Below are 18,725 nucleotides of genomic sequence, written 5' to 3'. Positions count from 1 at the left end.
GCAACCGGCTCCGGGCGGTCAGGCTTGATCCCTCCGCCGGTTGCGGTGCGACCACTTCCACCGCAACCGGGCAGACCCGGTGACGGACCGATCAGCTGGACAGCCGCCACCGGCCGTTGCGGGCGACCAGGGTGGTCAGCGCCTGCGGCATCAGCCCGGAGTGGTTGTCCGGCGTCATCCGGATCGGACCGGACAGGCCGTCCATCTGGGACGTCTCCAGCACGTCGCGCAGGCGCTTGCGGTCGACCTCGCCAGCGGGGCCGCCGGCCCGCAGCTCCGAGTCGGCGATGAGCTGGATCGCGTCCGCGGCGAACGACGAGGAGCCGTGGTAGCCGCCGTATCGGGCCGTGTAGTCCTGGAACCACTGACGGCGCGCGGCCTTGGCGGGGGTGGTCGCGATGATGTCGTCGATCACCATCGTCTGGGTGAAGACCAGGGTCGCCCGCTCGGCGGCCCGGGCGGCTGGGCCGAGGAAGAGGTCACCGGCGGCGGCGGCGTCGAGGAACAGCGGACCGGTGTAGTTGGACCGCTTGACCGCGCTGGACGCGAGCATCGCCTGCTCCGGCGGGGTCCAGATGACCACGGCGTCCGGGTCGGCCGCAGCCACCCGGCCGGCCGGTCCGTCCAGTTCCGTGTCGGTGCCACGGACGGACGCCTCGGTCCGCACCCGGATGCCGACCTTGTCGAACTCCCGGCGCAAGGCCTTGGCACCCTCCTGGCCGTAGGCGTCGTTGCTGCGCAGCAGCCCGACCGTCTCGATGTTGCGGCGGCGTAGCTCGACGGTGAGGGCGGCAGCGTTGTCCTCGGCGTTGGGGGCCAGCTTGAACATGTAGCGGCGTTCCGCGACCGGGTTCACCACGGCGCCGGCCGCGGCGAGTGCGATGGTCGGGATCTGGTTCTCATTGACCGTACGGACCGCGCCGACCGCACATTCGTTACATCCACCCATGACGATGGCAGTGACTCGCTTATCGTTGCTGAAGTCGACGATGTTGCGCAGTGACTCACTCGCGTCGGACCGGTTGTCCTTCAGCAAAAGTTCGACCTTCCGGCCGTTGAGTGCGCCGGAGGCGTTCAACTGCTCGACCTTCAGTTCCAGAGCCTGCCGGTACGCCTTGCCGACCCCGGCCGCGGCGCCGGAGAGTTCCAGGTCGGCGGCGATCACGATCGGGCTCGTGTCCTGCTCGTCTCCGCCGAACTGACAGCCGGCGAGAGTGGTGACGAGCAGGGTCGACACGAGCGCCGTGGCGGTCGCGGAGCGGAAGGGGCTCAACTCTGTCCTCCTGATGCGGCACGGGGGCCCCGCTGACCGGTGACTCAGCCGTCCTCTGTGGATAATGGGACGGCTCTGCCGTACCGTGTGCGCGAAGCCTGCAAAACCTTGCCAATGCCGGGCGCTGCGGTCAAGCGGGTCAGCGAAGACGTTTCGGGACGCCGATCCCACATGTTGGCGTAACCAAATGTTTTCAAATGCTCACTGTGCAGACACGCTTGACCACGCTGGAGTTACATCCCCTGTTCAGGGGCGCTGTGGAAATGTAGGTATTAGTTGACCGGATCACGTGATGCATGCCGTCCGACCGTTTCCTGCCCGCCTGCGGCTTCCCAAACACGATCTCGTCTGATGAAATCGCGGCCGTGCCGCGCATGGCGCCGGCCGTCGCTCGACACACGGGTCGGCGGTTGTGGCGGGAAGAGAACGACGGAGGCGATGTCGTGAGCACCGGACCGACGACCCTGCCCGCCCGTGCTGACGCCGCGCAGAAGAGCGGCGCTCGGCTGCCCCGGCTGCGCGATGCCCGGATCCGGTCCAAGCTGGCGTTGATCCTGGTGGTTCCGGTGGCGGCGGTCATCGCGCTGGCCACGGTCCGGCTGGTCTCCGTCGTCGAGGGCGCCTACGACGCGACTCAGGCCCGCGCGCTCACCGCGCTGTCCACCGACGTCTCCGCGCTGACGAACGACCTGCACGCCGAACGGATGGCGGCGGCGGCCTACCTCGCCGCACCGCAGCAGCGGGCCGACGCGTACAACCTGCGGGTCCGTCAGACCCAGCAGCGCATCGACGAATACCGCGCGGAGCGGGCCCGCATCGGTGACGCCCCCGCTGCCGTCCGCGACCGACTCGCGGCTATCGACGCTCACCTGGACACCCTCGACGGCACCCGGCAGGAGGTGCTCGCCCGCGAGCAGATGGAGGTCGCCGAGGCGGCGTTGCGCTACGGCGTGATCCTCAACGACCTGGTCGGCTACGGCGACGGGTTGGCCCAGCTGCCCGGCGACGAGGCACTCGGTGACACCCGCCGGGCGGTCGCCGCCTTCGCCCGCGCCAAGGCGGCCGTCGCGGAGGAGGAAGCGGTCGTCTTCACGGCCCTCAGCGGTGGCCGGCTGGACAACGAGCAGTTCTCCACCTTCGTCGCCACCCTCACCGGGCAGCAGGAGGCGTTGGTGTCCTTCTCGCTCGCCGCCGACCCGGTGCAGCGTGCCCTGGTCGAGAGCACCGTTTCCGGTGACGCGGTGGTGCTCGCCGACCGGATCGCCACCGACCTCAGCCGGGCGGTCAACCAGCGTGCGCCGTTCACCGCGCAGGAGGCGACCTCGGCGATCGGCGCGGTCAACGAGCTGATGCGGTGGGCCGAGATCGAGCTGCAGAACCGCCTGCTCGACCAGGCCGAGCAGGCTCGCTCGGACGTCATCCGGCAGGCCATCGTCGAGACGACGCTGGTACTGCTCACCCTGATCATCGCCGTTACCCTGGCCGTGGTCCTGGCCCGGTCGCTGAACCACTCCCTGCGGCGGCTGCGGGAGGGCGCGCTCTCCGTGGCGAACCACGACCTGCCGGAGGCGGTGCGTCGCCTCCAGGGGATGGGCAACGTCAGTGACGGCAGTGTCGACGAGATCGTCCGCGAGGTACGCGATCCGATCCAGCTCGACAACCGCGACGAGGTGGGTCAGGTCGCCTCGGCCTTCAACGTCGTGCACCGGGAGGCGGTCCGGGTCGCGGCCGAGCAGGCGGCCCTGCGGACCAGCGTCTCGGCGATGTTCCTGAACCTGGCCCGGCGTAGTCAGACCCTGGTCGACCGCATGATCGGTGAGCTGGACGCGATCGAGCGCGGTGAGGAGGACCCGAAGCGGCTCGCGCAGCTGTTCGAACTCGACCACCTCGCCACCCGAATGCGCCGCAACGACGAGAACCTGCTCGTGCTGGCCGGGGCGGACTCGGCCGTGCCACGCCGCGACGACGCCCTGTTGGTGGACGTGCTGCGGGCCGCGCAGTCCGAGGTGGAGCTCTACAACCGGATCGAGTTCGGCACGGTCGACACCGACGTGTCGGTGGCGGCCCACGCGGTCAACGACGTGGTGCGACTGGTGGCCGAACTACTCGACAACGCCACCCGCTTCTCGCCGCCCAACACCACTGTGGTCGCCGACGGGCGGCGGATCCGTGACTACGTGCTCATTCAGATCGAGGACCGGGGTCTCGGCCTCTCTGACGAGCAGTTGGACTCCCTCAACCGGCGGCTCGCCGCGCCGTCCGCGGTCGACGTGTCGGCGTTCCGCCTGATGGGTCTCGCGGTGGTCAGCCGACTGGCTGCCCGCTACAGCATCCGGGTCGAGCTGCGACGCAACGTCGAGGGCGGCACCGTCGCGCAGGTAACTCTGCCCGCCGCCACCGTGGTGCTGCCCAGCCTGCGCGGTCGCGACCAGGCGATCACCCGGCCCCGGCAGCCGCTCGCGGTCGAGCAGCCCCCGCCCGCGCCGGCCGGACTCGGAGAGCCCGCCGGGCGCGGCAACACCGCGACCCTGGTCGACCGACTCCACAACGGCACGTCCCCCGGCACACCCTGGCCGACCCCGGGGGCTGCTCCGGCCGCGCCGCCGCCGGCCCGTACGCCGTCGCCCTCCTTCAGCGGGTTCAACGCGGGGACGCCGACGGTCGCACAACCCACGCTCGATCCGGTCCCGAACCGAGGTGCCACCGAGCACAGCTACTTCTCTCCGCCCGGACTGCCGGCTGGACCGGTCGCGGGTGCCGCCGTCAACGCGCCGACCGGATTCGCGCCGAGCGCCGGTCAGCAGCAGCCCGGCGGTGGTGACGGCTCCGAGTTCCGTGGGCTGGGCGCCAGCCTGGCTGCCACGACCCCGCCGCCGATGACGCGTCCGATCACCGTTCCACCGGAGCAGACCTCCGAGGCGCCGATCTTCCGGGAGATGGAGGCGGTCTGGTTCCGGTCGCACGGCAACGACGCGACCACGATCTTCAGCCGGCCGCAGTTCGACGAGCAGCCGCCGCCGGTGGCCGCCGCACCACCGGTGCCTCCTGTCGAGCCGACCAGGGGACGGAGTCCGTTGCCAACCCGCACGCCGGGTGCGGCCGCCGCCGCGACGCCCGCGCCGCCACCGTCGTACACTTCCTCGTCCGCCAGCACGACCGGTCCGGCGCCGAGCGCGCCGCAGACCCGGCCCTCGCCGGCACCGCAGTCCGCGCCACCGCAGTCCGCCCGGCCCGAGAGCGGCCAGTCGGCGGACGACGCCTGGCGGACCGCGGCCGACGAGGGCTGGTCACGGGCCAGCCAGGCGGCCGAGCCCACCCCCGCGGGGACGACCCGGTCGGGGCTGCCGAAGCGGGTGCCCCAGGCGCAGCTCGTGCCCGGTGGCATCGAGCCCCGCGCGCGTGAGCACGGCCGCCGGACTCCCGACGAGGTACGCGGTCTGCTGTCGGCGTACCACCGGGGCGTCCAGCGTGGACGGACGGCCGGGGCGAGTCAGAACAGCACCTCGACCAAGGAGACGAGCCGATGAACAGGCCAGCGGCCATACAGGACATGGGTTGGCTGCTCAGCAACTTCGCCGACAGCGTGGCTGGCATCGCCCACGTGGTGGCGGTGTCCGCGGACGGGCTGTTGCTCGCCTCCTCCCGGGACCTGCCGCCGGACCGGGCGGACCAGCTCGCCGCGATCACCTCCGGCGTGGTGAGCCTGACCGAAGGTGCCGCGCGGATGTTCAGCGCCGGCGGGGTGTTGCAGACAGTGATCGAGATGGACAGTGGGTACCTGTTCCTGATGTCGATCAGTGACGGATCGTCGATGGCGGTGCTCGCGGCGCGCAGCTGCGACGTCGGCCAGGTGGGTTACGAGATGGCATTGCTGGTGGAACGGGTGGGCGCGGCGCTGGTACCGCTGCCCCGGGATGCGGTGCGGTCGTAACGAGTGCGCCAGCCCGGCGGAAGGCAGAGGAGGTGATCACGGATGGATCGACAGCGTGACCCACGGGGTGCGCTCGTCCGCCCGTACGCGGTCACCCGGGGCCGGACCGAGCCGTTGCGGGACATCGCGCTGGAAGCGGTGTTGGTGGCCAGTCCCACCCAGATCGCCGAGTCGCGTTTCGCCGGGCACGACAAGCATCGCATCGCCATGGTCTGCGAGGGCCGGCCCGAGTCGCTTGCGGAGATCGCCGCGTACACCCGGCTACCGCTGGGTGTCGCCCGGGTGCTGGTCGCCGACATGGTGGCCGAGGGCCTGTTGACGCTACAGACGGCTGCTCCCGCCACAGGTTTCGAGGAGCGGATGGAAATGCTGGGAAGGGTGCTGAGTGGACTTCGCGAGCTATGACCCCGCCGGGGCCCGCCAGAGCCGGGGAATCATCTCCGCGAAGATCGTCGTCGCGGGTGGCTTCGGTGTCGGCAAGACCACGCTGGTCGGTGCGATCTCCGAGATCACACCGCTGACCACCGAAGCGGTGATGACCTCGGCGGGAGTCGGAATTGACGACCCGTCCAAGGTGCCGGGCAAGGAGACCACCACGGTCGCCATGGACTTCGGCCGGATCACCATGGCGCAGGACCTGATCCTGTACCTCTTCGGCACGCCTGGGCAGACCCGGTTCTGGTTCATGTGGGACGAGATCATCCGAGGCGCGGTGGGTGCCGCGGTGCTGGTGGACACCCGCCGGATCACCGACGCGTTCGCCCCGCTCGACTACTTCGAGAACCGCAACCTGCCGTACGTGGTCGCACTCAACCGGTTCGACGGGGCACCCCAGTACGAGCTGGACGAGGTGCGCGAGGCGCTGGCCATCTCGCCGGACGTGCCGTTGGTGATGACCGACGCCCGGCGACGTGAGTCGGTCAAGCAGGTCTTGATGACGGTTGTCGAGCACGCCATGGCGCGGCTCCAGGCCGAGCACGATCGCGGCTTCCCGACCCCGGTCGGGTAGGCCGCCGGAGCTTCGCAGGCCACCTGCCGGTCCGGCCGCCGACCGGGCCGGCAGGTGGTGTCGACTCAGTCGACCTGCAGGCGGTAGCCCCGCTTGACCACGGTCTGCACCACTCGTGGTGCCTTCAGTCCGGCCCGCAGCCGGGCCACCGCCATCTCCACGGCGTGCTCGTCGGCGCCACGGGGCAGCGTTCGCAACAGGGCGGTACGCGACAGCACCCGCCCGGGTGACTGGGCCAGCGCCCGCAGCACCGCCATCGGGGCCGGGGCCAACGGGCGCAGCTCACCGTCGATGACCGCCGCGTGCCCGCGCAGGGTCAGCAGGTGTCCGGCGACCTTGATGGTCTTGGTACGTCGCGGCAGCTCGTCGACGATGGTGCGGACCAGCGCACCGAGGCGGGCCCGACTCGGCGCGCTCACCGGCACTCCGCGTCGGACCAGCGGCTCGGCGGTGACCTGGCCGACGCAACTGGCCAGCACGTCGGTTCGCAGCGCGTCCAGCACCGTTTCGGTGCGGTCCCCGGCGGCCCGCAGCAGCGCCTCCACCGCCGGTGCCGAGGTGAAGGTGACCGCGTCGACCAGCCGCCCCGCCACCAGGTCGACCAGCCGGTGCAGCGGTGCCGGGTCGGTCGGTGGGGCCCAGCGGTAGACCGGGATCTCGATGACCGTGGCCCCGGCGTCCTCCAGCGCACGGGTGCACTCCGGTTGCCGTTCGCCGTGCAGCTGCATGGCGATCACCTGGCCGGACACGCCGCGCTGGCGCAGGTGGTCGACCACCTCGTCGCAGCTCTCGGAGGCGGGGGACCACTGGTCGTAGAGGCCGGCTGCCCTTATCGCGCCGCGCGCCTTCGGCCCCCGGGCCACCACGTACGCGTCGCCGAGCACCCCGCGCAGCGGCTCGGCGAGCCCCCAACCCTCGGCGGCCTCCAGCCACCCACGCATCCCGATGCCGGTGTTGGCCATCAGGATGTCGGGTGGGCGTTCCAGACAGGCGCGGGTCGCTTCGCGCAGTTCGGTGTCGTCCGCGAGCGGCACGATCCGCAGGGCGGGGGCGAGCACCACCCGGGCGCCGCGCCGTTGGAGCAGCGCGGCGAGTTCGTCCCGCCGCCGGTCGGCGGTCACCCCGATGGTGAAGCCGGCCAGTTCCTCGCGCATCAGCCCTCCTGTCGCAGCCGCACCTCGACCATGCCGTCGTGACAACGGATCTGGTGCCGGGCGACCGAGACGCCCGGCAGGTCGAGACAATCCCCCGTGCGCAGGTCGTAAACCTGCTTGTGCAGCGGCGACGCGACCGTCGGCACCTCACCCCGGCTGCCCACGATGCCCCGGGAGAGCACGTACGCCCCGGAGACCGGGTCGCGGTTGTCGATCGCGTACAGCCCGTCGGTGGTGCGGAAGATCGCCACCTGCACGCCGTCGACGAGGGCGGCGACGCCCCGGTCCGGGTCCAGGCGGTCCACCGGGCAGACGGTGACCCAGTCCAGTGCCGTCGTGGTCGTCATCGACGCACCTCCGGCAGACCGAGCGCGACCGGCTGGCCGAGCGTGACGGGTTGGCGGCCTGGGGTGGCCTGCTGGCCGCCGACGGGTACCGGCTGCCCGCGTTCGGTGACGAAGGTGATCGACGGGTCGGGAACATCCGGCGCGTTGACGAACGAGGTGAACCGGCGTAGCCGGTCCGCGTCGGCCAGTACGTCACGCCACTCGTCCGAGTAGGACGCGACGTGCCGGGCCATCGCGGCGTCGAGTTCGGCGCAGAGGCCGAGCGAGTCGTCCACGATCACCGACCGGAGGTGGTCCAGCCCGCCGTCCATCGCCTCGATCCAGGCGGCGGTGCGTTGCAGCCGGTCGGCGGTGCGGATGTAGTACATCAGGAACCTGTCGATCAGCGTGATCAGCGCCTCGGTGGACAGGTCGGTCGCGAACAGGTCGGCGTGCCGGGGCCGGAAGCCGCCGTTGCCGCCGACGTAGAGGTTCCAACCGGTTTCGGTGGCGATCACACCGAAGTCCTTGCTGCGGGCCTCGGCGCACTCGCGGGCGCAGCCGGAGACCGCCGACTTGATCTTGTGTGGGGCGCGGAGCCCCCGGTAGCGCAGTTCCAGGGCCACGGCCAGACCGACCGAGTCCTGCACCCCGTAGCGGCACCAGGTGGAGCCGACGCAGGACTTCACGGTGCGCAGCGCCTTGCCGTACGCGTGCCCGGACTCGAACCCGGCGTCGACCAGCCGACGCCAGATCTGCGGCAACTGGTCGACCCGGGCACCGAACAGGTCGATCCGTTGACCGCCGGTGATCTTCGTGTAGAGGTTGAAGTCGCGGGCCACCTCACCGATGACGATCAGCTTCTCCGGGGTGATCTCCCCGCCGGGGATCCTCGGCACCACCGAGTAGCTTCCGTCGCGTTGCAGGTTCGCCAGGAAGTGGTCGTTGGTGTCCTGCAACGAGGCCTGCTCGCCGTCGAGGATGTGCCCGTTGCCGAGCGAGGCGAGGATCGAGGCGACGACCGGCTTGCAGATGTCACAGCCGCGTCCCCGACCGTGCTCGGAGATCAGCCGGGAGAACGTCTTGATGCCGCGTACCCGGACGATGTCGAACAGTTCCTGCCGGCTGACGTCGAAGTGCTCGCAGAGCGCCTTCGACTGCACGACGCCGGCCGCGTCGAGCAACTGCTTCAGCATCGGTACGCAGGAACCACAACTCGTCCCGGCCCGGGTGCACGCCTTCAGGGCGGGCACGTCGGCACAACCGTCCGCGATGGCCGAGTCGATGTCCGCCCGGGTCACCGCATTGCAGGAGCAGACCTGGGCGGTCGCGGGCAGGGCACCGGCCGAGGCGCCCACCGCGTCGTCACCGGCCAGCAGCGCCAGCGGAGCGGCCGGCAGCGGCCCGCCGACACTGGCCCGCAACGTCGGGTACGCGCTGGCGTCGCCGACCAGCACCCCGCCGAGCAGCGTCGACGCGTCGTCGGAGAGGACCAGCTTGGCGTACACCCGGCAGGCGGGATCGGTCCAGGTGACGTCCAGACAGCCCGGGGTCGTGCCGTGCGCGTCGCCGAACGAGGCGACATCGACACCGAGCAGCTTGAGTTTGGTGGCGGTGTCCGCGCCCGGGAAGGTGGCGGCACCGCCGACCAGCCGGTCGGCCACCACCTCGGCCATGGCGTAACCGGGGGCGACCAGGCCGTAGCAGGTGCCGTCGACGGCGGCGCACTCGCCGACCGCGTAGATCCGCTCGTCGCTGGTCCGACAGGCGTCGTCGACCAGCACACCGCCGCGTGGACCGATGTCGAGACCGGCTGCCCGGGCCAACTCGTCGCGGGGCCGGATGCCGGCGGCCACCACCACCAGGTCGGCCTCGATCAGCGCGCCGTCGGCGAGTTCCAGGGTGGCGACGGCCCCGTCCGCCCCGGGCCGCAGCGCGGTGGTGGCCACCCCCAGGTGGCAGGTGACGTCGAGTTCCTCGACGTAACGGCGGAGCATCGCGCCACCGGCGGTGTCCACCTGCACCGGCATCAGCCGGGGGGCGAACTCGACCACGCTGGTGGTCAACCCGAGCAGGCGTAGCGCGTTCGCCGCCTCCAGGCCGAGCAGCCCGCCACCGATCACCGCGCCGGTGCGGCGGTCCTTGGCGTACCGGCGGATGGCGGCGAGGTCGTCCAGGGTCCGGTAGACGAAGACGCCGCTCAGGTCGGTGCCCGGCACCGGCGGCACGAACGGGTACGACCCGGTGGCGAACACCAGGACGTCGTACGGGTACTCGCCGCTGGTCGTGGTCACCACCCGGCGGCTCCGGTCGACGCCGGTGGCTGCCTCACCGAGCCGCAACCGCACCCCGTCGTGCGGGGTGTGCAGGTTGAGGTCCTCCTCGTCGGCACCATCGAAGTACGCCGAGAGCCGCACCCGGTCGTACGCCGGTCGGCTCTCCTCGGCGAGCACGGTGACCCGCCACCGCTGCTGTGGGTCGCGGGCGCGCAGCGCGTCCACGAACCGCTGGCCGACCATGCCGTTGCCGATGACGACCACATTGCCGCCGGTCATCGTCCCACCTCCACCGGATCCGTCTTGGACAACCAGTCGACGATGCCGGCGACCGCGTCGCGGCATCCGCCGCAGCCGGTACCGGCCCGGGTCCCCGCGACCACGGCGTCGACCGTGCGGGCTCCGTCCCGCCAACACCGCACGAGGGCCCCCTTGCTCACCGAGTTGCACTGGCAGACCACTGCCGCGTCCGGCATCAGCGCCGGTGACGGGGCCGATGCCGTGACGGCCCCGCCGATCGCGCGACCGAGCAGCAGGGCCCGCCGGTCGGAGGGCACCGGGTGTCCACGGTCGAACAGTTGGATCACCGTGCCCACGGCGGGGTTGTCGCCGAGCAGGATCGCGGCGGCCAGCCGTTCGTCGTGGATGCGCAGCCGGGCGTAGGTGCCCCGGGCCGGGTCGGCGAAGGTCAGCTCCTCGCCGGGGCCACTGGTCGGGTCACCCATCGCGGCGAGGTCGATGCCGGATGCCTTGAGCCGGGTGACCGACGGCCGTGGCCGGAACCGGGCCAGTGGGTCCTGCCCGGTCACCACCTGGGCCACCACCCGCGCCTGCGCCCAGGCGGGCGCCACCAGCCCGGTCAGTGTGCCGTCGTGCTCGGCGCAGTCGCCGATCGCGGAGATGCGCGGGTCACTGGTGCGCAGCCGGTCGTCGACCAGCACCCCCCGATCCACGGCCAGACCGGCTGCCGTGGCGAGGGCCGTGTCGGGGCGTACGCCGCAGGCCAGCACCAGCAGGTCGGCGTCGAGTGACCGGCCGTCGGCCAGGTCCAGCCGCACCCCGGCGGCGTCGGCGTGCACCGCGGTCGGCTCCACCGCCAGGTGGGTGGTGACGCCGAGGTCGGCCAACGTGCCGGCGAGGATGGCACCGGCGGTCGGGTCGAGCTGACGGTCCATCAGGTACGGCACCCGGTGCACCACGCCGACGTCGAGCCCGCGCAGGGCCAACCCTCGGGCCGCCTCCAGACCGAGCAGCCCGCCGCCGAGCACCAGGGCGCGCCGGGCGGTGGCGGCGAGGGCGAGGATGCGCTGGCAGTCGTCCAGGGTGCGGAACGGGACCACCCGTGCCGGGAGCCGTCCCGGGTCGAGCCCGGGCAGCGCGGGCACCACCGCCTGGCTGCCGGTGGCGAGGACCAGGTGGTCGTAGCGGATCCGGTCGCCGTCGGTGGTGCGTACCTGACCGGTGGCCCGGTCGATCGCGCTGACCGTCACCCCGGTACGCAGGTCGACGCCCCGGCCGACGACCTCGGCCAGTTCCACGTCCGCCTCGCCGATCTTGCCGGTGAGCAGAGTGGACAGCATGATCCGGTTGTACGCGGGGTGGGGCTCCGCGCCGAGCACGGTGACCTTCAGGTCGTCGCCACGGGCGTGCAGTTCCGCCGCCACCCGGGCGCCGGCCATCCCGTTGCCGACCACCACGACCCGTTCGCTGTACCCGGTCATGCCTTCTCCACCCGTACCGCGCAGATCTTGAACTCCGGCATCCCGGAGATCGGGTCGACGGCGTCGTTCGTGACGGAGTTGGCCCGTGCCCGCCCACCCCAGTGGAACGGTGCGAAGACGGTGTCCGGCCGGATGTTCGGGCTCAGCCGGGCCGGTGCCTGGAACTCGCCGCGCCGCGAGGCCACCCGTACCGGCACGCCATCGGCGACGCCCAGCCGCTCGGCGAGATCCGGATGCAGCTCCACGAACGCCTCGGGGGCGGCCCGGCGCAGTGCGGCCACCCGGCGGGTCTGGGTGCCGGACTGGTACTGGGCCAGCACCCGGCCGGTGGTGAAGTGCAGCGGGTAGTCGGCGCAGACCTCCTCGACCGCCGGCCGGTGCTCCACCGGGTGGAACCGGGCCCGCCCGTCGGCGGTGGCGAAGCGGTCGGTGAACATCCGGGGGGAGTCGGGTCCGTCGCCGTCGGGGCACGGCCAGAAGACACCGTCGGTGGCGTCGATCCGCTCCCAGCTGATCCCGGCGTAGTCGGCGATGCCGCCGGCCGACGCGCGGCGCAGCTCGGCGAAGACCGAACGCGGGTCGTCGGGCGATTGCCGCACCGACGGCCGGAGACGGGCCGAGAGGGCGGTGAGGATCTCCAGGTCGGTGCGGACGTCCGGCGGCGGCGGACGCAGCGCCCGGCGGCGTAGCACCCGCCCCTCCAGGTTGGTCATCGTGCCGTCCTCCTCGGCCCACTGGGCGGTCGGCAGCACCACGTCGGCCAGCGCGGCCGTTTCGGAGAGCAGGAAGTCGGCGACTACCAGCAGGTCCAGGTCGCGCAGGCGACCCTCGACCCGGGCGGCGCGGGGCGCGGAGACCACCGGGTTCGAGCCGAACACCAGCAGCGCCCGTGGCCCCTGGTCCGTGCCCAGCGAGTCCAGCAGCTGGTACGCCGGGACTCCCGGTCCGGGCAGCTCGTCCGCAGACACCCCCCAGACCCGGGCGACGTGGGCCCGCGCCTGAAGATCGTCGATGCGGCGGTATCCGGGGAGTTGGTCGGCCTTCTGCCCGTGCTCCCGGCCACCCTGCCCGTTGCCCTGCCCGGTCAGGCAGCCGTAGCCGGAGCCGGGACGTCCGGGTAGACCGAGCGCGAGGGCGAGGTTGACGAAGCCGGTGACGGTGTCGACGCCCTTGGCGTGCTGTTCCGCACCCCGGGCGGTGAGGATGATGGCCCGCTCGGCGGTGCCGAGCGCTCGGGCGGTCTCCTCCAGGTCGGCCACGGGCACACCGGAGAGCGCTTCGGCGCGCGCCGGCCACCATCCCGCCACGGTGCGTCGCACCGCCGGGAACCCGGTGGTACGGGTGGCGATGTAGTCGCCGTCGACGTACCCCTCGGTCAGCGCGATGTGCAGCAGCGCGCTGGCCACCGCCAGATCGGTGCCGGGCAGCGGTTGCAGGTGCAGGTCGGCCTGCCGGGCGGTGGCGGTGACCCGTGGGTCGACCACGATCAGCTTGCCGCCCCGTTCCCGTTGCTCGGTCAGCCAGCGCATCAGCGGCGGCATGGTCTCCGCCGGGTTCGCGCCGACCAGCAGCAGGGTGTCCGCCCGGCCCAGGTCGGACAGCGGGAACGGCAGCCCTCGATCCACACCGAAGGCCCGCATCCCGGCGGCCGCCGCCGAGGACATGCAGAACCGCCCGTTGTAGTCGATGAACCGGGTGCCCAGCACCACCCGCGCGAACCGGCCCAGCGCGTACGCCTTCTCGTTGGTGAGCCCGCCGCCGCCGAAGACGGCGACCGCGTCACGGCCGTGCCGTTCCCGCACATCGCGCAGCCCGGTGGCGATCCGGTCCAGCGCGGCGTCCCAACTGGCCGGGCGCAACTCGCCGCTGGCCGGGTCGCGTAGCAGGGGACTGGTCAGCCGCTCCGGGTGCCCGAGCAGGTCCGTCGAGGTCCAGCCCTTCTGGCACAGGCCGCCCCGGTTGGTGGGGAAGTCGCGGGGCAGGACGCTGACCGTGTCGGCCTCCTCGCGCAGGACCATGCCGCACTGGAGGGCGCAGTACGGGCAGTGGGTGGCCACTTCCCGGGGCTCTCGCCCCGTTCGGGTCGCCGGCCATGCACCGTCTGTCATGTCGGCAAAGCGTGCCGTTGGGCAGTTTCCGGTCCGCGTCCCGTTTGTTTCGGCCCTGTCAAGAGCCGCTCACACCGCACCTTGGCTGCGGGCCGGCTGGTGTGGCCGAGGGCGACCGAGGCGTCGTCCGGGCCATTTCGGACCGTCGATGTCGAGGATCGGCGGCAGCGACCTACGCTGCGCCGTTGCCCTCGACGCCCCGGCAGTGGGCCTTCCGCCGGTCGCCGGGATGACTAACGGTCATACCAGCGGGTAGTCTTCCGGTATGACGGCTAAGGTGACTCTGTCGTTCGCTGACGAGACGATCGCGGACGCCCGACGATTCGCCAAGCGGGAAGGGCTCTCGCTCTCCGCCTGGATGGACCAGGCGGCCCGGGAGAAGGCGCTGCGCGAGGTCTTCGCCGCGCACGCCGCTGCGGTCGGGCGTGCCGGGCTGGATCTGGAATCCGCCTCGCTGGCCGACGCCCAGGAGGTCGGCATGGTCGACGATCTGCTCTTCGGTGGTCCGCCGCGTGCTGCGTAGGGGCGAGGTCTGGCGGATCGAAGGAGCCCGGGAGCGGCTCGGGCTGGTGATCAGCTCCGACGTCTACAACTCCACGGCGGTGCCCATCGTGATCGTGGCCGAGGTGGTGGAGGCGGCACTGCTGCGCGACTCGCCGCTGGCGGTGCCGATGGGGGATCAGGTGGTGATGCCCGACCGGATCTCCTCGCCGATGAAGAAGTGGTTCACCGAGTGCGTGGACGTCGCCGACGCGGAGACGATGCGGCGGGTGGACCGCGCGTTGCGCATCCTCCAGCAGCTCTGAGCGCGCCGCCGCGACACCGCGCGTCTCACCAACGCGGCCGACTGGTGGTGCGCTTCCCGTTGCCCGGCCGACCCGAACGGCGAACGCCGCGGTAACGGCGGCTCCCTAGCTTCTGCGCCATGACCACCACGAGCGCGCAGCCGACGGTAATCGAAGAGGAGAGCCTGGACCGCCGACCGGGGCGGTGGATCGGGCACTGGGCACCGGAGGATCCCGCCTTCTGGCGGCGGGTCGGCAGCGGTGTCGCACGGCGTAATCTCATCTGGTCGATCTTCGCCGAGCACATCGGCTTCTCGGTGTGGCTGCTCTGGAGCATCGTCGTCGTCCGGCTCGGCGATGCCGGTTGGCAACTCACCACCAGCCAGGCGCTCTGGCTGACCGCGGTGCCCAGCGGGGTGGGCGCGCTGCTGCGGCTGCCGTACACCTTCGCCGTGCCGGTCTTCGGCGGGCGCAACTGGACCGTCATCTCCGCACTGCTGCTGATCGTGCCCTCCGCCGGACTGGCCTGGGCGGTCGAGCACCCGGAGATCGGCTTCCTGCCCCTGCTGCTGATCGCTGCCACGGCCGGGTTCGGCGGCGGCAACTTCGCCTCCAGCATGGCCAACATCTCCTTCTTCTATCCGGAGCGGGAGAAGGGGTGGGCGCTGGGTCTGAACGCCGCCGGCGGCAACATCGGGGTGGCCGTCGTGCAGTTCGTGGTGCCCCAGGTGATCGTGCTCGGTGGCGGGCTCGCGCTGGCCCGGGCCGGTCTGATGTACATCCCGCTGGCGGTGATCGCCGCCGTCTGCGCGTACCTGTTCATGGACAACCTGGTCGAGGCGAAGGCCGACGTACGGCCGGTCTGGTCGTCGCTGTCACACCGCGACACCTGGATCATGTCGCTGCTGTACATCGGCACCTTCGGTTCGTTCATCGGCTACTCGGCGGCCTTCCCCACCCTGCTCAACTCGGTGTTCGGGCGGCCGGACGTCGCGCTGGCCTGGGCGTTCCTCGGGGCGGGGGTGGGCTCGCTCTGCCGACCGTTCGGGGGACGCCTGTCCGACGTCATCGGCGGGGCCAAGGTCACGGTGGCCAGCTTCGTGCTGATGGCCGTCGGGGCCCTGGGGGCGCTCTGGTCGGTCGAGCAACGCAGCATGCCCCTGTTCTTCGTGGCGTTCCTGCTGCTGTTCGTGGCCACCGGCGTCGGCAACGGTTCGACCTACCGGATGATCAGCAGGATCTTCCAGATCAAGGGCGAGGAAATGGGTGGCGCGCCGGAGGTGATGCTGGCGATGCGCCGACAGGCCGCCGGTGCCCTGGGCATCATCTCCGCGGTCGGTGCCTTCGGTGGTTTCCTGGTGCCGATCTGTTACGCCTGGGCCCGGTCGACCTACGGGGGCATCCAGCCGGCGTTGCGCTTCTACGTCGGGTTCTTCCTGGTGCTGCTGGTGGTCACCTGGGTGGCGTACCTGCGTCCGGGCAGCCGGATGGCTCGGGCGGGGGTGTGACGACCGTCATGTCGGCTTCCGTCGCCCGTCGGCTGGACCCCGTTTTGACCGGCCGACCGGGCTACGGGTATCGTTGCCTGCTGTTGTACGACATCTGTGGGCGTGCCGCCTGAGGTACGCTTGGTCGTTCGTGCGCGCTGGTCCGGCTGGGATGTCCTGGTCACCTCGGCGCGCTACCCCAGACCGACGACGAGACAAGGTAGACCTGTGCGTACGTACAGCCCGAAGCCGGGTGAGATCGAGCGTCAGTGGCACGTCATCGACGCCTCTGATGTCGTGCTGGGCCGCCTGGCCACCCACGCCGCCACGCTGCTGCGGGGCAAGCACAAGCCGACTTTCGCGCCGCACGTCGACACGGGCGACTTCGTCGTCATCGTGAACGCGGGCAAGGTGGCGCTGACCGGCAACAAGCGGCAGCAGAAGATCGCTTACCGGCACTCCGGTTACCCGGGTGGCCTGAAGCAGGTTGGCTACGACGAGTTGCTGGCCAAGCGCCCCGAGCGGGCCGTCGAGCTGGCGGTGAAGGGGATGCTCCCGCACAACAAGCTCGGCCGTCAGCTCATCAAGAAGCTGAAGGTCTACGCCGGTGCCGAGCACCCGCACGGCGCGCAGCAGCCGGTGCCGTTCGAGATCAAGCAGATCGCGCAGTGAGCGCGGGCGAAGGAAGCAGCATGACCGACATCACCGCCACCGAGGTCGCCCTTGAGGCCACCGAGGCGCCGGCGCCCGTCGCGCGCGCGCCTCGTGGTGACCGCCCGATCCAGACCGTGGGTCGGCGCAAGGAGGCCATCGTCCGCGTGCGTATCGTGCCGGGCTCCGGCAAGATCACCTGCAACGGGCGTGACCTGGAGGCGTACTTCCCGAGCAAGGTGCACCAGCAGCTGATCAAGGACCCGCTGGTCACCGCCGAGAAGGCCGAGGCGTTCGACGTCATCGCCAACCTGCGTGGCGGCGGCACCACCGGCCAGGCCGGTGCGCTGCGGCTGGCCATCGCCCGGGCGCTGATCGTCAGCGAGCCCGACGACCGCCCGGCCCTGAAGAAGGCCGGCTTCCTGACCCGGGACGCCCGGGTCAAGGAGAGCAAGAAGTACGGCCTCAAGAAGGCCCGTAAGGCTCCTCAGTACTCGAAGCGCTGATCTCCAGCCGCACCTTGTACTTCTGACGGACGGCCGGTCCGCCTCCTCTCGACAGGGGAGGTGGCCCGGCCGTTTTCGTTGCTTCGCGACAAGGCATTCTTCCTGTATCGGCAGTTCATCGGAGGTTGGTGGGTATGGGCCGATTGTTCGGCACGGACGGCGTACGTGGACGGGCGAACGCCGACCTCACCCCGGAGTTGGCGCTCTCGGTGGCGGTCGCGGCCGCCCACACCCTCGCCGAGTCGGATCGGGGTCGCCCCCCGTTGGCGGTGGTGGGTCGGGACACCCGGGCCAGCGGCGAGATGCTCGAAGCCGCAGTGGTGGCCGGGCTGACCAGCGCGGGTGCGACGGTGATCCGGGTCGGTGTGCTGCCCACGCCGGCGGTGGCGTTCCTCACCGCCGAAGCCAAGGCGGACCTCGGCGTGATGCTGTCGGCCTCGCACAACCCGATGCCGGACAACGGGATCAAGTTGTTCGCCGCAGGCGGGCACAAGCTGCCCGACGAGATCGAGATGCGGATCGAGGCGGCGATCGAGGCCAACGCCACCACCGCCTGGAAGCGTCCGGTCGGAGCCGGGGTGGGCCGGGTACACGACCTGCTCGACGGCGCGAACCACTACGTGCAACACGTCGTCGGCACCGCGACGCACCGGCTCGACGGGATCAAGGTGGTGGTCGACTGCGCCAACGGTGCCGCCGCCGAGGTGGCCCCGGCCGTCTACCGGGAGGCCGGCGCCGAGGTCATCGCGATCCACGCCGAGCCGGACGGGCTCAACATCAACGACGGCTGCGGCTCCAACCACATCGAGGCGCTGCGCCAGGCGGTGGTCGAGCACGGCGCACAGGTGGGCATCGCGCACGACGGCGACGCGGACCGGTGCGTGGCGGTGACCGCCGAGGGCGACGAGGTCGACGGCGACCAGGTGATGGCGATCCTGGCGCTGGCCATGCGGGAGGTCGGCACGTTGACCGGGGACACCCTGGTCGCCACCGTGATGAGCAACCTCGGTCTGCGCCTGGCCATGTCCGCCGCCGGCATCCGGCTGGTCGAGACCAAGGTCGGCGACCGGTACGTGCTGGAGGAGTTGCGCGCCTCCGGGCTTGCCCTCGGTGGCGAGCAGAGCGGACACATCGTGATGCCGGCGTACGCGACCACCGGCGACGGTGTCCTCACCGGACTGCACCTGATGGCCCGGATGGCGGCCACCGGCCGTTCCCTCGCGGACCTCGCCAGCGTGGTCACCAAGCTGCCGCAGGTGCTGATCAACGTGCCGGTCGGTGACCGCACCGTCGGTGCCGCCGCACCGGCGGTACGCGCCGAGGTCGAGCGGGCCGAGGCCGAGCTGGGTGAGACCGGGCGGGTGCTGCTGCGTCCGTCGGGCACCGAGCCGTTGGTCCGGGTGATGGTCGAGGCGGCCACCGAGCAGATCGCCCGCGACATCGCCGAGCGCATCGCCGCCCAGGTTCGGACCGCCAGCCCCGCCTGACCGACACGGCA

At 71.4% G+C, this 18,725-nt stretch carries 16 protein-coding genes; 10 read left to right on the top strand and 6 right to left on the bottom strand.

What is annotated here, in order from left to right; genetic code table 11:
• Positions 1 to 91 precede the first annotated feature (91 nt).
• Positions 92 to 1,273 (bottom strand): ABC transporter substrate-binding protein, encoded by a 1,182-nt coding sequence (locus ACLQ2S_RS00970; protein ID WP_155214573.1) that lies wholly within the window; start codon positions 1,271 to 1,273, stop codon positions 92 to 94.
• Between the two features lie 443 nt (positions 1,274 to 1,716).
• On the opposite strand from ACLQ2S_RS00970, the gene ACLQ2S_RS00965 reads away from it, so the two are divergent.
• From ACLQ2S_RS00965 to ACLQ2S_RS00950, 4 genes are read left to right on the top strand one after another with little or no spacing between them, the layout of a single operon-like run.
• Positions 1,717 to 4,800, top strand: coding sequence for a sensor histidine kinase (locus ACLQ2S_RS00965; protein ID WP_309222498.1), 3,084 nt, complete (start codon positions 1,717 to 1,719; stop codon positions 4,798 to 4,800).
• Positions 4,797 to 5,204, top strand: a complete 408-nt coding sequence (locus tag ACLQ2S_RS00960) for a roadblock/LC7 domain-containing protein (RefSeq protein WP_155214574.1) — start codon at positions 4,797 to 4,799, stop codon at positions 5,202 to 5,204. The genes ACLQ2S_RS00965 and ACLQ2S_RS00960 overlap by 4 nt, the downstream gene beginning before the upstream one ends.
• Positions 5,205 to 5,246: 42 nt before the next feature.
• A complete protein-coding gene (locus ACLQ2S_RS00955; RefSeq protein WP_155214575.1) occupies positions 5,247 to 5,609 on the top strand; it encodes a DUF742 domain-containing protein in 363 nt (120 codons plus the stop codon).
• Entirely contained in the window at positions 5,590 to 6,213 is a 624-nt protein-coding gene (locus ACLQ2S_RS00950; protein ID WP_309222499.1) for a GTP-binding protein, read from the top strand. The genes ACLQ2S_RS00955 and ACLQ2S_RS00950 overlap by 20 nt, the downstream gene beginning before the upstream one ends.
• Positions 6,214 to 6,278: 65 nt before the next feature.
• Here ACLQ2S_RS00950 and ACLQ2S_RS00945 read toward each other — a convergent pair whose 3' ends face one another.
• Genes ACLQ2S_RS00945 through ACLQ2S_RS00925 form a run of 5 tightly spaced genes read right to left on the bottom strand, consistent with a single transcriptional unit; the run spans position 6,279 to position 13,798 of the window.
• Positions 6,279 to 7,367: a uroporphyrinogen-III synthase gene (locus ACLQ2S_RS00945; RefSeq protein ID WP_155214576.1), complete on the bottom strand. Its 1,089-nt coding sequence runs from the start codon at positions 7,365 to 7,367 to the stop codon at positions 6,279 to 6,281.
• Positions 7,367 to 7,714 (bottom strand): nitrite reductase small subunit NirD, encoded by a 348-nt coding sequence (nirD, locus tag ACLQ2S_RS00940; RefSeq protein WP_155214577.1) that lies wholly within the window; start codon positions 7,712 to 7,714, stop codon positions 7,367 to 7,369. Before nirD ends, ACLQ2S_RS00945 begins: the two co-directional genes overlap by 1 nt.
• Positions 7,711 to 10,248 (bottom strand): nitrite reductase large subunit NirB, encoded by a 2,538-nt coding sequence (gene nirB, locus ACLQ2S_RS00935; RefSeq protein ID WP_155214578.1) that lies wholly within the window; start codon positions 10,246 to 10,248, stop codon positions 7,711 to 7,713. The genes nirD and nirB overlap by 4 nt, the downstream gene beginning before the upstream one ends.
• On the bottom strand, positions 10,245 to 11,690 hold the full coding sequence (locus ACLQ2S_RS00930; protein WP_425700925.1) for an FAD-dependent oxidoreductase: 1,446 nt from the start codon (positions 11,688 to 11,690) through the stop codon (positions 10,245 to 10,247). The genes nirB and ACLQ2S_RS00930 overlap by 4 nt, the downstream gene beginning before the upstream one ends.
• On the bottom strand, positions 11,687 to 13,798 hold the full coding sequence (locus ACLQ2S_RS00925; protein ID WP_155214580.1) for a molybdopterin oxidoreductase family protein: 2,112 nt from the start codon (positions 13,796 to 13,798) through the stop codon (positions 11,687 to 11,689). The genes ACLQ2S_RS00930 and ACLQ2S_RS00925 overlap by 4 nt, the downstream gene beginning before the upstream one ends.
• Before the next feature lie 265 nt (positions 13,799 to 14,063).
• Here ACLQ2S_RS00925 and ACLQ2S_RS00920 point away from each other — a divergent pair, with 265 nt between their 5' ends.
• From ACLQ2S_RS00920 to glmM, 6 genes are all read left to right on the top strand, one after another.
• Complete coding sequence (locus tag ACLQ2S_RS00920; RefSeq protein WP_155214581.1) at positions 14,064 to 14,321, top strand: hypothetical protein; 258 nt, start codon at positions 14,064 to 14,066, stop codon at positions 14,319 to 14,321.
• The gene (locus ACLQ2S_RS00915) at positions 14,299 to 14,604 is read left to right on the top strand and encodes a type II toxin-antitoxin system PemK/MazF family toxin (RefSeq protein WP_309222500.1); all 306 of its coding nucleotides are present in this window, start codon (positions 14,299 to 14,301) and stop codon (positions 14,602 to 14,604) included. Before ACLQ2S_RS00920 ends, ACLQ2S_RS00915 begins: the two co-directional genes overlap by 23 nt.
• A gap of 119 nt (positions 14,605 to 14,723) precedes the next feature.
• Positions 14,724 to 16,091, top strand: coding sequence for a NarK family nitrate/nitrite MFS transporter (locus ACLQ2S_RS00910; RefSeq protein WP_155214582.1), 1,368 nt, complete (start codon positions 14,724 to 14,726; stop codon positions 16,089 to 16,091).
• Between the two features lie 207 nt (positions 16,092 to 16,298).
• A complete protein-coding gene (gene rplM, locus ACLQ2S_RS00905; protein ID WP_309222501.1) occupies positions 16,299 to 16,742 on the top strand; it encodes a 50S ribosomal protein L13 in 444 nt (147 codons plus the stop codon).
• A gap of 20 nt (positions 16,743 to 16,762) precedes the next feature.
• Entirely contained in the window at positions 16,763 to 17,227 is a 465-nt protein-coding gene (rpsI, locus tag ACLQ2S_RS00900; protein ID WP_155214583.1) for a 30S ribosomal protein S9, read from the top strand.
• 134 nt (positions 17,228 to 17,361) lie between these two features.
• Positions 17,362 to 18,714, top strand: coding sequence for a phosphoglucosamine mutase (gene glmM, locus ACLQ2S_RS00895; RefSeq protein WP_155214584.1), 1,353 nt, complete (start codon positions 17,362 to 17,364; stop codon positions 18,712 to 18,714).
• The last annotated feature ends 11 nt before the right edge of the window (positions 18,715 to 18,725 follow it).

Origin of the sequence: Micromonospora sp. DT48 (assembly GCF_049844495.1) — a bacterium.
In the GTDB taxonomy this organism is placed as follows: Bacteria; Actinomycetota; Actinomycetes; order Mycobacteriales; family Micromonosporaceae; genus Micromonospora.
The sequence above is the reverse complement of the archived record's forward strand: the minus strand, read 5'-3'. Positions and strand labels throughout refer to the sequence as shown.

Excerpts from the sequence above, each read along its gene's own strand:
- ACLQ2S_RS00960 (WP_155214574.1), top strand. The coding sequence starts at position 4,797 with ATGAACAGGCCAGCGGCCATACAGGACATGGGTTGGCTGCTCAGCAAC.
- ACLQ2S_RS00955 (WP_155214575.1), top strand. The coding sequence starts at position 5,247 with ATGGATCGACAGCGTGACCCACGGGGTGCGCTCGTCCGCCCGTACGCG.
- ACLQ2S_RS00945 (WP_155214576.1), bottom strand. The coding sequence starts at position 7,367 with ATGCGCGAGGAACTGGCCGGCTTCACCATCGGGGTGACCGCCGACCGG.
- nirD (WP_155214577.1), bottom strand. The coding sequence starts at position 7,714 with ATGACGACCACGACGGCACTGGACTGGGTCACCGTCTGCCCGGTGGAC.
- nirB (WP_155214578.1), bottom strand. The coding sequence starts at position 10,248 with ATGACCGGCGGCAATGTGGTCGTCATCGGCAACGGCATGGTCGGCCAG.
- ACLQ2S_RS00930 (WP_425700925.1), bottom strand. The coding sequence starts at position 11,690 with ATGACCGGGTACAGCGAACGGGTCGTGGTGGTCGGCAACGGGATGGCC.
- ACLQ2S_RS00925 (WP_155214580.1), bottom strand. The coding sequence starts at position 13,798 with ATGACAGACGGTGCATGGCCGGCGACCCGAACGGGGCGAGAGCCCCGG.
- ACLQ2S_RS00920 (WP_155214581.1), top strand. The coding sequence starts at position 14,064 with ATGACGGCTAAGGTGACTCTGTCGTTCGCTGACGAGACGATCGCGGAC.
- ACLQ2S_RS00910 (WP_155214582.1), top strand. The coding sequence starts at position 14,724 with ATGACCACCACGAGCGCGCAGCCGACGGTAATCGAAGAGGAGAGCCTG.
- rpsI (WP_155214583.1), top strand. The coding sequence starts at position 16,763 with ATGACCGACATCACCGCCACCGAGGTCGCCCTTGAGGCCACCGAGGCG.
- glmM (WP_155214584.1), top strand. The coding sequence starts at position 17,362 with ATGGGCCGATTGTTCGGCACGGACGGCGTACGTGGACGGGCGAACGCC.